This is a genomic window from Citricoccus sp. K5 (genome assembly GCF_902506195.1).
GTDB lineage: Bacteria > Actinomycetota > Actinomycetes > Actinomycetales > Micrococcaceae > Citricoccus.
Window position 1 is genome coordinate 1633455 of sequence record NZ_LR732817.1, and the last position, 12569, is coordinate 1646023.

A 12569-nucleotide genomic window follows, 5' to 3' on the forward strand; every position below is an offset into this window, starting at 1 on the left:
CTCAGGTGTCGATACGGTCGAGGTCGAGGTCGCTGGCGCCGGAGATGATGAAGTCCTTGCGCGGTGCCACATTGGAGCCCATCAACAGGTCGAAGACGTGCTCTGCCCGCTGCAGGGCCTCCTCCGCCTCGGGGATGGTCACGCGGCGGAGCATCCGCACGCGCGGGTCCATGGTGGTGTCCGCCAGCTGGTCCGCATCCATCTCCCCCAGGCCCTTGTACCGCTGGATCGGTTCCTTGTAGTTCTTGCCGTCCTTCTGCAGACGGGCCAACAGACCGTGCAGCTCGTTCTCCGAGTAGGTGTAGACCACCTCGTTGGCCTTGCTGCCGGAGTGGATGATCTCCACCCGGTGCAGGGGCGGCACGGCGGCGAACACACGCCCCTGTTCGACCATGGGGCGCATATAGCGGAAGAACAGGGTGAGCAGCAGGGTGCGGATATGAGCGCCGTCCACGTCCGCATCCGTCATCAGGATCACCTTGCCGTACCGCGCTGAGGAGAGGTCGAAACTGCGGCCGGCACCACCGCCGACCACCTGGATCAGGGCGGCACACTCGGCGTTCGAGAGCATGTCCCCCACGGAGGCCTTCTGCACGTTGAGGATCTTGCCGCGGATCGGGAACAGGGCTTGGAAGTCCGAGGAGCGGGCCAGCTTGGCCGTGCCGAGAGCCGAGTCTCCCTCGACGATGAACAGCTCCGAGGACGCCACGTCCGTGGTGCGGCAATCGGCCAGCTTGGCCGGCATGGTGGAGGTCTCCAGTGCATTCTTGCGCCGCTGGTTCTCCTTGTGGGTCCGGGCGGAGATGCGGGACTTCATCTCCGAGACGACCTTCTCCAGCAGCACTGAGACCTGGTTCTTCTCGTGCTTCTTGGTCGACTTCAGGATCGCGCCGAGCTGCTGCTCGACCACCTTGGCCACGATCTGGCGCACGGCCGGGGTACCGAGGACCGCCTTGGTCTGCCCTTCGAACTGCGGCTCGGCCAGACGGACCGTCAGCACCGCCGTCATCCCGGCCAGGACGTCGTCCTTCTCCAGCTTGTCGTTGCCGGCCTTGAGCTTGCGGGCGTTGGCCTCCACGACCTTGCGGACGGTCTTCAGCAGCGCCTGCTCGAAGCCGGACTGGTGGGTGCCACCCTTCGGAGTGGAGATGATGTTCACGAACGAGCGGAGGTGGGTGTCGTAGCCGACGTCCCAGCGCAGGGCGATGTCCACCTCACACTGACGCTCCACGTCCTGCATGGCCGAGCGGCCGTCCTCACCCAGGACGGGAACGCGTTCGGAGAACGTGCCGGAGCCCTGCAGCCGCCAGACGTCGGTGATGGGGCTGACGGAGGAGAGGTGGTCCACGAACTCGGAGATGCCGCCGTCATAGTGGAACACCTCCTCATGGGATCCCATCTCCCCCGGGGTGCCCGGCAGCCGGCGCTCGTCCCGCAACGTGATCTTGAGGCCGGGGATGAGGTAGGCGGTCTGCCGGGCCCGCTGCTGCAGGTCCTCATAGGAGAACTTCGCCTCCGGGGTGAAGATCTGTTCGTCCGCCCAGTACCGCACCCGGGTGCCGGTCTGCCCGCGCTTGGCCTTGCCCACGATCTCCATCGGCGAGTGGTCGGCCGAGGGAGTGAAGGGCGCGTCAGGCCGGGCGGTGGAACCCGTGTCCGTGAACTGACCTGGCTCGCCGCGGTGGAAGGACAACTGATGGATCTTTCCGCCACGGAACACCTGGACGTCCAGGCGGGAGGAGAGGGCGTTGACCACCGACGCGCCCACCCCGTGCAGCCCGCCCGAGGCCCCATAGGAGCCACCGCCGAACTTGCCACCGGCGTGCAGTTTGGTGAAGACCACCTCGACTCCGGACAGGCCGGTCCTCGGCTCGATGTCCACCGGGATGCCGCGGCCGTTGTCCTCCACCTCCACCGCTCCACCGGCGTGCAGGGTGACGGCGATGGACTGGCCATAGCCACCCAGGGCCTCATCCACCGAGTTGTCGATGATCTCCCAGAGGCAGTGCATCAGGCCGCGGGAGTCCGTGGAGCCGATGTACATGCCCGGCCTCTTGCGGACGGCCTCCAGGCCCTCCAGCACGGAGAGGTGCCGGGCGTTGTACTCACTGCTGCCGGACATGCGTTTCCCTGACTTCCCTGATGACTGCTGTTGCGCCCCCTCGCCAGTTCACGAGGTGGTTGATGATCGTCCTTCAGGCTATCGGCACGAGGCGCCGTTCAGCGGGAACCGGGCGGGGACCGCGCCACATCGGCTGACCTCGAGCCGTGGCGGGTCACATCGAGCGCCACGGATACCGGTCACGTCGGCGGCGGGGGTAGAGAACGGGCGGAGCATCCACAGGTACGCAATCAGCGAAAATGGGGCCTTCCCGCTCGCGCCTGCGGACAAAAGTGCGAGGATGATGGTTCCGTAGGTGTACGCAGTACCCTTCAAGTACCGATCCCCCCGGTCTCTGCGGACCGGTCCCAGGGGAACAGGGGCACCACATGAGGAGGCCAACATGACCACCACCGCCACGACGATTGAACCGCCGGTCCTGACCGGTGCCGACCGTTGCGACCGTTGCGGGGCCCAGGCCTACGTCCGAGCTGTCCTGCACAGTGGCGGCGAACTGCTGTTCTGCGGCCACCACGCCCGCGCAGTGGAGGAGACCCTCCGTCCGCAGACCACCCTGTGGCAGGACGAGACGAACAAGCTGCACGAGAAGCAGCCGGTCGACGCCGACTGAGACGTCCGCCCAACGGATCGCCAACCGTCAGGCTCCGGCTCATACCCGGCACCGACGCACACGATCCACGACGTCCAGGATCGACAAAGGCCCGGCACCTGTTGGTGCCGGGCCTTTGTGCTGCGGTGGGTGTCCCGCCGGCCATGCTCCTCACCCTCTGGGTCGGGGCGGCCGGTGCTTGGGACGGTCGGGCTCAGTCCAGGTAGTCGCGCAGCACCTGGGAGCGTGAGGGGTGGCGCAGCTTCGACATGGTCTTGGACTCTATCTGTCGGATGCGCTCGCGGGTGACCCCGTAGACCTTGCCGATCTCATCCAGCGTCTTCGGCTGGCCGTCCGTCAGGCCGTAGCGCATGGCCACCACACCCGCTTCGCGCTCCGCGAGCGTGTCCAGGACCGAGTGCAGCTGCTCCTGCAGGAGCGTGAAGCTCACGGCATCGGCGGGCACCACAGCCTCGGAGTCCTCGATCAGGTCACCGAACTCCGAGTCGCCGTCCTCACCCAGGGGGGTGTGCAGTGAGATGGGCTCGCGCCCGTACTTCTGGACCTCGACGACCTTCTCCGGGGTCATGTCCAGTTCCTTGGCCAGCTCCTCCGGGGTGGGCTCCCGGCCCAGGTCCTGGAGCATCTGACGCTGCACGCGGGCGAGCTTGTTGATGACCTCAACCATGTGGACCGGGATGCGGATGGTGCGGGCCTGGTCCGCCATGGCGCGGGTGATGGCCTGGCGAATCCACCACGTGGCATACGTGGAGAACTTGAATCCCTTGGTGTAGTCGAACTTCTCCACGGCGCGGATCAGGCCGAGGTTGCCCTCCTGGATGAGGTCCAGGAACAGCATTCCGCGTCCGGTGTAGCGCTTCGCCAGGGAGACGACCAGGCGAAGGTTGGCCTCGAGCAGGTGGTTCTTCGCGCGACGGCCGTCGGCGATGACCAGTTCCATGTCCCGCCGCATCCGGGCCTCCGTGGGAGGCTCGTCCTTCATCTTGTGCTCGGCGTACAGGCCGGCCTCGATACGCAGAGCCAGATCGACTTCCTGTTCCGCGTTGAGCAGGGCGACCTTGCCGATCTGCTTGAGGTAGTCCTTGACCGGGTCGGCCGTCGCACCGGCTGACACGACCTGCTGAACCGGGGCGTCGTCCTCCGCGTCGGAGACGACGAATCCACCGCGGGTCCTCGTCTCCTCGGCCTCAGCCGAGGCTGCCGGGGCGTCCGTGGACTCATCGGTCTCAGCCTCGGAGTCGGAGGCATCCACGGCCTCCTCGGAGGGCTTCGCGGCCGCAGCCTTGGTCCGTCCGGACTTCGCGGCGGCCTTGGTCGCCGTGGTCTTCGTGGCACTCGACTTCGGGGCGGACGTCCGAGCGGTGGCCTTGGCCGCCCCCTGGTCCTCCGCAACGGCGTCCTCGACGGCCGTGCTGCCCTGCGTCTCGGTCTTCTTCGAAGAAGTAGTCACTCAATACCTTTCGTACGGGCATCCCGGAGGGCCCCTAACGGTCAACACCACTATGACCCTGTCAAATCCGCTGGAACTGCACCCGGACGCCACGGGATGACGATCCCGTACTTCCGGACCCGCGGACGCAGGGTCTTCATGTGGTCAACGACCCCCCTGGCACTTTTGTTCCCGTCTCACCGATTTTCCCGCACCCCGACGTGTTGTCGGAGATTCGGCGGGCGGAGGGATGTTAACGAGAGCCGGGGTCGGCCCCGCCGATTATGCCACGGCAATCACCGGACCGGCGCATCAGCGCCCGCCGCGCGCCGCCCCACATCACCCGGTCGGCTCCGGATACGCGGTGTCAGCTCGTCCTGCGGGCCGTGGCCGACCATGCGGTCTCGCGCCGGGCCGCCCAGCCGGACAGCATCCCCCGGTCCACGATCTCGCCCAGCAGTTGTCCCAGCGGGTAGTCCGGGTCCTCGTGCCGGCACTCGAGCAGGATCCTGCCAGCGGCAGAACCACGGCCCCTCGCCCATTCGACCCAGGCCGCCAGGCACCGCAGAGCCGACGCCACCGGTCCGGCGGCCTCCGACAGCAGGCCTGTGCAGGCGTTCTTGAGGTGGGCGATGCGCTCCCAATCCGGCGCGCGGCGGCTGGCGGCGAGGACGACGGAGGAATAGAGCACTCCGTTGACCTCGCGGGGTTCGGCCTCGAAGGCCAACGACGCCTCGATGGGCAGGGTACCGATCCAGGCGGCGCCGGACAGGGCCCGTTCCAGCGTGAAGCTCGCGGCGGCGAGGAGGCAATCCCGCCACTCGACCAGGAGCAGCCCGGCCATGAGGACGGCTCTCTCGGTCGGCTGCTCCGGGAGCCCCTCGCCCGCCAGGACCCGCTCCCAGGCCGCAAGCCAGTACACCAGTTCCTCGAGGTCCTCGGCCTCATCATCGGCGCTGGCCCCGAGGCCGATCTCCCGGATGTTCCGCAGCGCCCAGGCGAGCTCCACGGAGAAGTCCTCCGCGGCGGGCGGCAGCCCACTGCCCACCGGTTCCTCCTCCACCACGGACCCCTCCACGATCAGGGAGGCGTTGACGACGCTGGTCTCGACCCAGGATGCCGGTGAACCATGGCCGGAACACGATCCCGGGGCTGGACAGTCCACGTGCCACAGGCGTCCCCTGGCCACCAACCAGAGTTCCATCAGGGGCAGGCCGACCTCACTGAGTTCGCGTTCCAATGCGGCTGCCAGCAGGCGGTCCGACTCGCCGGTCGGATCCTCCTCGACCTGCCGGTCGTCAGCATCGCGGTCGTCAGCATCACGGAAGAGCACGGCCACACAGCCGTCCGCTCGCTGGTCCCGGGCCAGGTGTCCGGCGAACTGGTGGGCATAGGCCGAGTGGTCCGCCCAGGTCCTCACCGTCCCGGGGTCCCAGTCGCAACGCAGGACGGCACCGAGGTTCCGGCCGGTCATGCTGATGGCCGCGAGGCTGTTGCGGGGCGGAAAGCCCATGGTGTGCTGGATATAGCTGATCAGATCGGCCACTCCGGCGGCCTTGACCGGGGCGGAGATCGAGACCGGCAAGCCGGGACGGACACGGTCGTCGGGGAGGTCTGTGTGCATGGCCTCCACGCTTCCGTCTCCCTGCCGGACACGGAACCGCCCACAACCCCGGCTGTGGGGCTGTGGGCGGTCTCTGCCGGGTGTGGAGTAGCGGTCTACTCCTCGCGGCGGCTGTTCGGCTCCTCCGCCGGACCGTCCTGTGGGCCCTCTGGGGCGGCAGCTTCCTCGGGGCCCTCAGGGCCCACACCAGCGTCCCCGTCCTCCGGTCGCACGCCCCCGCCGGCGTCCAACGCATGGCGCGGCTGGCTCTGCAGGTATTCCTCGACGGCCGCGCCCAGCTCCTCGGCATCGGGGACCTGCTCGTCTGGACCCACCAACAGGGAGCGGCCGGCCCCCGGCGAGTTCTGGTCGAAATTCTTCTCCAGGCCCTCCACCATGGCGGTGACCTCACGCGAGGAGCCGGTCTGGCGGTCGAGCTCCCGGTCCACCTCGCGGCCCCGTTCGCGCAACTCCTCGGTGGGGAGCATGAGACCCAGGGCGGCCCCGACGTATTCCAGCGCGGCGACGGCGGCCTGGGGGTAGGCGGCATCGTTGAGGTAGTGCGGGACGTGGAGGGTGTATCCGGTCGTTCCGCGGTTGTTCTCGTCCAGTCGCAACTCGAGCAGCTGGCCCACGCCGGACACCATGCGTGCCTGGGGGCTCCAGGTGGACAGGCCCGCCACCAACTCGTCGCGGTTCCCATGGGCCGTCACGCCGAGGGGCCGGGTGTGCGGCACGGGCATGGGCACGGCATCGATCAGGGCCACGAGCTTGACGTCCAGCTTCTCCACCAGGAACAGCACCGAGGAGACGAAACGCTCCCACTGGTAGTCCGGTTCGGGGCCGGACAGCAGCAGGAAGGGCCGGCCCAGGGAGTCGGAGACCAGGTGCAGCTGCAACCGGGGTGACTGGTAGTCGCGGAAGCGCTCGCCGTCGAACGTGATCTGCGGCCGGCGTGAGCGGTAGTCGATCAGCTGGTCCGCGTCATAGCTGGCCAGCAGCTTGTGGTCCAACGAGTCGAAGACGGTGGTCCGCACCTGTTCGGAGAGGTGACCGGCATCCATGTGCCCGCCGAAGACGGCCAGCATGCCCAGGCCACGCAGCGCGGTGGCACCGTCGAAGCCACCGGCCAACAGGTCGCGGCCGGCCGGCTCGAGCGAAAACAGCGTGGTGGGATCCTGCATGGTGCGTCCTTCCGGTGCCTCGGGTCAGGGGGCAGTGCATCGGGGCCGGGCCAGGCCAGCGGCTCCGGCCCTGTTGGTGATACCAACGTACTGTGGCCTGCGCGTATTCCGTGGCTAGGATCGAGGCAGAACGGATCAACCACCCACGACCATTGCCACCGAGGGGAACCACCCACGTGATCAACTATTTCAGCCCTGTCCTGACCGCCATCGGACCCAAGCTGTCCCAGAACAGCAAGAATGCCGCCTCGGCCCTGGTCGTCGGCGTCTGCTCCACCGATGACGGGCCGGTGCTGTTGCCGAACCCGCTTCCCGACGCCGGCGCGCGCGCCCTGGCGGATTCGCTCGAGGCACTCGGCGTCACGGGTGCCGCCGACGAAGTCGTGCGGATCCCGGGGCTGGATCCCCTGCCGTTCCCCCTGCTGGTGCTGACCGGCGTCGGCCGGATCACCGGCGAGCCGGGCGCGGGGGTGTCCACCGAGGCCTTGCGCCGAGCCTCCGGGGCAGCCGTCCGCCAGCTCTCGGGGACCCCGTCCGTTGCCCTGGGCCTGCCGGCCGAGACCCCCGAGTTGCTGGGTGCGGTCGCCGAGGGAGCCGCCCTGGCCGCCTACTCGTTCACCGCCTTCCGGTCGGCCGAGGCCCGGGAGAAGGCGAAGAACCCGGTGGAGCACGCCGCCGTCGTGACGTCCCTGAAGCCCAAGGTGACCGGGCCGGTGCTGCAGCGCGCCGCCGTCGTGGGCCGCGCGGTCCGTGCGACCCGGGACCTGGTCAACACGCCCCCGTCCCACCTGTTCCCGGCGTCCTTCGCCGAGGAGGTGGCCGAGGCCGTGCGGAGCCTGCCGATCAAGGTCACTGTGTGGGATGAGAAGAAGCTGGAGAAGGACGGATTCGGCGGCATCCTCAACGTCGGCAAGGGCTCCACGCGCCCACCACGGCTGGTCAAGCTCGAGTACACGCCGGCAGCGGCCGGCCGGAACGCCCCGCACATCGCCTTCGTCGGCAAGGGCATCACGTTCGATTCCGGCGGCCTGTCCCTGAAGCCGCCGACGTCCATGACGACGATGAAATCGGACATGGCCGGCGCGGCGACCGTGGCGACCGTGGTCGCCGCCGCGGCCGAACTCGAACTGCCCGTCAAGGTCACCGGTTGGCTGTGCATGGCCGAGAACATGCCCTCCGCCACGGCCCAGCGCCCCTCCGACGTCATCACGATGTACGGCGGCAAGACGGTCGAGGTCATGAACACCGACGCCGAGGGCCGCCTGGTGATGGCCGACGGGCTGGTGGCCGCGACCGATGAGACGCCGGACGCGGTGATCGACATCGCGACCCTCACCGGCGCGCAGATGATCGCCCTCGGCAACCGGACCACCGGGGTGATGGGCACGGAGGACCTGCGCACCGACCTCGTGGCCGCGGCCGACGCCAGCGGGGAGACCGCCTGGGCCATGCCGATCCCGGAGGACCAGCGGGCCTCGCTGGACTCCACGGTCGCGGACCTGTCCAATGTGGGCGACCGGTTCGGCGGGATGATGACGGCAGCCGCCTTCCTGCGGGAGTTCGTCGACGCCGGCCGCGCCCCCGGGGCGGCCGGGGCCGAGCCCACTCCCTGGGCCCACCTGGACATCGCCGGCCCATCCTTCAACGACTCCGGCGCCTATGGCTACACACCCAAGGACGCCACCGGCGTCATGGTCCGGACCCTGGTGGCCTTCCTCGAACGACGTGCCGGTCTGCCGCGCGGGAAGTAGAAGGCAGTGGTCCCGTGCGGCTAAGGTAAAACCCAGGCATCACAGCGACGATCCCGACGGGATCGTCACCCAACCCCGAAGGGTGCCGGAGACCCTGGCACCTGATTGTGAGGAGCACCATCGTGGCCGAAGAGGCAACCGCCCAGGAATTCGACGTACTCATCCTCGGCGGTGGCTCCGCCGGCTATGCCGCCGCGCTGCGGTCTGTCCAATACGGGATGACCGTGGGACTGATCGAGAAGGCCAAGCTGGGTGGCACCTGCCTGCACTGGGGCTGCATCCCGACGAAGGCGTACCTGCATGCCGCCGAGCTGGCCGACGACGCCCGCAACTCCGCGAAGTACGGCGTCCACACGACCCTCGAGTCCGTGGACATGGCCGGGGTGAAGTCCTACAAGGACGGGATCGTCGCCGGCAAGTACAAGGGCCTCACCGGCCTGCTGAAGATGCGCAAGGTCCAGGTCATCGAGGGTGAGGGCAAGCTCGTCTCCCAGAACCAGATCGAGGTCGGTGGGACCCGCTACACCGGGAAGAACATCATCCTGGCGTCCGGCTCCGAGGCCAAGACCTTCGGCCTGCCGATCGGCGGCAAGATCATGACCTCCACCGAGGCCCTTGAGCTCGACTACACCCCGAAGTCCGCCATCATCCTCGGTGGCGGCGTCATCGGGTCCGAGTTCGCCTCCGCCTGGAACTCGTTCGGTGTGGACGTCACCATCATCGAGGGCCTGGACCACCTGGTCCCGAACGAGGATCCGGAGATCATCAAGATCCTGGAGCGCGAGTTCAAGAAGAAGGGCATCAAGTCAAACCTGGGCACCTTCTTCGAGAAGGTCGAGGAGACCGGGGACGGCGTCAAGGTCACCCTGGCGGACGGCAAGGAGTTCACCGCGGAGGTCTGCCTCGTCGCAGTGGGTCGCGGCCCGGTCACCCAGGGCCTGGGCTACGAGGAACAGGGCATCCCCATGGACCGGGGCTTCGTCATCACCAATGAGCGCCTGCACACCGGGGTGGGCAACATCTACGCCATCGGTGACATCGTCCCCGGCGTCCAGCTGGCACACCGCGGTTACCAGCAGGGTCACTTCGTGGCCGAGGAGATCGCCGGCAACAACCCCATCATCGTCGAGGACGTGAACATCCCCAAGGTGACCTTCACCGAACCGGAGATCATGTCCGTGGGCTACTCCGAGTCCAATGCCAAGGAGAAGTTCGGGGAGTCCAACGTGGAGACCACCACCTACAACCTGGCCGGCAACGGCAAGTCGTCCATCCTCGGCACCGGGGGCATCATCAAGATGGTCCGTCAGAAGAACGGGCCGATCGTCGGAGTCCACGGCATCGGCAAGCGCATCAGCGAGCAGATCGGTGAATCTCAGCTGATCGTCAACTGGGAGGCCTACCCGGAGGACGTGGCCGCCTTCGTCCACGCGCACCCGACCCAGAACGAATCCCTCGGCGAAGCCGCGATGGCCCTGAACGGCCACCCGCTGCACGGCTGACAGCACCCCAGAACAGCAACCGGCCGGCCCCGCCAGGGGTCGGCCACCAACCATCGTCACGCCGGCAGGCAGCCGGCACGCACTTGAGGAGAAACGGGACGACATGTCTGAAACCGTGAACCTGCCGGCCCTTGGTGAATCCGTCACCGAAGGCACCGTCACCCGCTGGCTGAAGGAGGTCGGCGACGAGGTCGCCGTCGACGAGCCCTTGGTGGAAGTCTCCACCGACAAGGTGGACACCGAGATCCCGTCCCCCGTGGCCGGCATTCTCGAGGAGATCCTGGTCCAGGAGGACGAGACCGTGGAGGTCGACGCCCCGCTGGCACGTATCGGTTCCGGCTCCGGCGGCGGCTCGTCCGACGACGCTCCGGCCGCCGCTGAGTCCGACGCGGAGGAGCCCACTGAGTCCGACGCTGATGCCTCCACCGAGGAACCCGCCGAGGCCCCGGCCAACGACGAGGCCGGCGACAGCAGCACCGACGGACAGGAGCTCTCCTCCGAGCAGGTCGCCGCCGAGGACGCTGAGGAACAGGGCTCCGGCGAGTCGACCGAGGTCACCCTGCCCGCTCTCGGCGAGTCCGTCACCGAGGGCACCGTCACCCGCTGGCTGAAGGAGATCGGCGACGACGTCGAGGTCGACGAGCCCCTGCTGGAGGTCTCCACCGACAAGGTGGACACCGAGATTCCCTCCCCCGTGGCCGGCAAGTTGCAGGAGATCAAGGTCCAGGAGGACGAGACCGTCGAGGTCGGTGCAGTCCTGGCCCTCGTCGGTTCCGGTTCCGGCGGCGGTTCGACCGCCGAGGACAAGCCGGCGGAACCCGCAGAGGAGAAGACCGAGAAGTCGGAAGCGAAGGTCGAGTCGAAGTCCGAGGACACGTCTGCGGAGAAGTCCGAGGACACTGGCTCGGACAAGGCAGAGCAGACCGAGTCCGCTCCGGCTCCGAGCTCTGAGCAGAAGCAGGAGAAGCCGGCACCGTCCGCTTCCGACTCCACGCCGGCCCCCTCGGCCCAGGCTTCGGCCCCGGGCGAGGGCTATGTCACGCCGCTCGTGCGCCGACTGGCCCAGCAGAACGATGTGGACCTGTCCACCGTGGTGGGCACCGGCGTCGGTGGCCGCATCCGCAAGCAGGATGTCCTGGTGGCCGCAGAGGCAGCCAAGGCCAAGCAGTCCGACTCCGCACCGGCCCAGGCGGCCCAGGCCGCCCCGTCGGCAGCAGCCTCGGCTCCGGCCGCCGCTGCCGCCAGCACCGTGGACCCGGCCAAGCGCGGCACCTCTGAAAAGGCCCCGCGCATCCGCCAGACCATCGCCAAGCGCATGCGGGAGTCCCTGGACGTCTCGGCCCAGCTGACGCAGGTCCACGAGATCGACATGACCCGCATCGTGGCACTGCGAGGCAAGGCCAAGGTCGGTTTCCAGCAGAAGAACGGCGTGAAGCTCACCTACCTGCCCTTCATCACCCAGGCCACGGCCGAGGCGCTGAAGCAGCACCCCAAGCTGAATGCCGAATTCAACGTGGAGACCTCGGAGATCACGTACCACGATTCCGAGGACATCGCGATCGCCGTGGACACGGACAAGGGCTTGTTCGTCCCCGTGATCAAGGACACCGGCTCGCTGAACCTGTCCGGGATCGCCGGAAAGATCGCCGATCTGGCCGATCGGACCCGGAACAACAAGATCTCCCCGGACGAGCTCAGCGGTGGGACCTTCTCCATCACCAACTTCGGTTCGGTGGGGGCCCTGTTCGACACCCCGATCATCAACCAGCCCAACGTGGCGATCCTGGGCGTGGGCACCATCGTCAAGCGGCCCATGGTCATCACCGATCCCGATGGCAATGACACCATCTCCATCCGGCACATGATGTACCTGAGCCTGACGTACGACCACCGCCTCGTGGACGGTGCCGATGCCGGACGCTTCCTGCAGACCGTCAAGGCCCGCCTCGAGGCAGGCGAGTTCGCCCACGAGCTGGGGCTGTAGCCCGTGGAGGTCGTGACGGCTCTGTTCGTCGCCATCCACATCGTCTCCGCCGCCGCGATCGTCGGCGGGTGGCTGGCCCACTTCAAGAACCCGACCGTCACCAAGTCGCAGTGGTGGGGTTCCTGGGGAATGATCGTCTCCGGTCTGTTGCTGGCCGGCCTGGCTGAGATGGGTGACGGGCCGGTGAACCACGCCAAGATCGGCGTCAAGCTGGTCGTCGGCCTGGGGGTCTTCATCACGGCTCTGCTGGGCCGGCGCAAGGAGAACAAGGGCGAGCCGGTCCCGACCGGGTTGGCCCACGCCACGGGCGGCCTCGGGTTGATCAACATCCTGATCGCCGTTCTGTGGCAGGACTACTCCTGATCCACGCCACGCACCGCTGAA

The 12569-nt window shown here is 67.9% G+C and carries 9 protein-coding genes; 5 read left to right on the forward strand and 4 right to left on the reverse strand.

Annotated features, from left to right (window positions below):
* Position 1: 1 nt before the first annotated feature.
* Positions 2–2122 (reverse strand): type IIA DNA topoisomerase subunit B, encoded by a 2121-nt coding sequence (locus BOSE125_RS07305; RefSeq protein WP_159551303.1) that lies wholly within the window; start codon positions 2120–2122, stop codon positions 2–4.
* Positions 2123–2504: 382 nt separating this feature from the next.
* On the opposite strand from BOSE125_RS07305, the gene BOSE125_RS07310 reads away from it, so the two are divergent.
* On the forward strand, positions 2505–2732 hold the full coding sequence (locus tag BOSE125_RS07310) for a hypothetical protein (RefSeq protein WP_159551305.1): 228 nt from the start codon (positions 2505–2507) through the stop codon (positions 2730–2732).
* Positions 2733–2925: 193 nt separating this feature from the next.
* Here BOSE125_RS07310 and BOSE125_RS07315 read toward each other — a convergent pair whose 3' ends face one another.
* The 3 genes from BOSE125_RS07315 to BOSE125_RS07325 form a co-directional block, all read right to left on the reverse strand.
* A complete protein-coding gene (locus tag BOSE125_RS07315) occupies positions 2926–4182 on the reverse strand; it encodes an RNA polymerase sigma factor (RefSeq protein WP_159551307.1) in 1257 nt (418 codons plus the stop codon).
* Positions 4183–4528: 346 nt separating this feature from the next.
* Positions 4529–5785: a DUF4192 family protein gene (locus BOSE125_RS07320; RefSeq protein ID WP_159551309.1), complete on the reverse strand. Its 1257-nt coding sequence runs from the start codon at positions 5783–5785 to the stop codon at positions 4529–4531.
* A gap of 95 nt (positions 5786–5880) precedes the next feature.
* Complete coding sequence (locus BOSE125_RS07325) at positions 5881–6948, reverse strand: PAC2 family protein (RefSeq protein ID WP_159551311.1); 1068 nt, start codon at positions 6946–6948, stop codon at positions 5881–5883.
* Between the two features lie 200 nt (positions 6949–7148).
* Between BOSE125_RS07325 and BOSE125_RS07330 the strand changes: the two genes are divergently transcribed.
* The 4 genes from BOSE125_RS07330 (at position 7149) to BOSE125_RS07345 (ending at position 12548) form a co-directional block, all read left to right on the forward strand.
* A complete protein-coding gene (locus BOSE125_RS07330) occupies positions 7149–8699 on the forward strand; it encodes a leucyl aminopeptidase (RefSeq protein ID WP_159554884.1) in 1551 nt (516 codons plus the stop codon).
* Between the two features lie 122 nt (positions 8700–8821).
* Entirely contained in the window at positions 8822–10201 is a 1380-nt protein-coding gene (gene lpdA, locus BOSE125_RS07335; protein ID WP_159551313.1) for a dihydrolipoyl dehydrogenase, read from the forward strand.
* A 103-nt stretch (positions 10202–10304) separates the two neighbouring features.
* Positions 10305–12185, forward strand: a complete 1881-nt coding sequence (gene sucB / locus BOSE125_RS07340; protein WP_159551315.1) for a 2-oxoglutarate dehydrogenase, E2 component, dihydrolipoamide succinyltransferase — start codon at positions 10305–10307, stop codon at positions 12183–12185.
* 3 nt (positions 12186–12188) lie between these two features.
* A complete protein-coding gene (locus BOSE125_RS07345; protein ID WP_159551317.1) occupies positions 12189–12548 on the forward strand; it encodes a hypothetical protein in 360 nt (119 codons plus the stop codon).
* Positions 12549–12569: the final 21 nt, after the last annotated feature.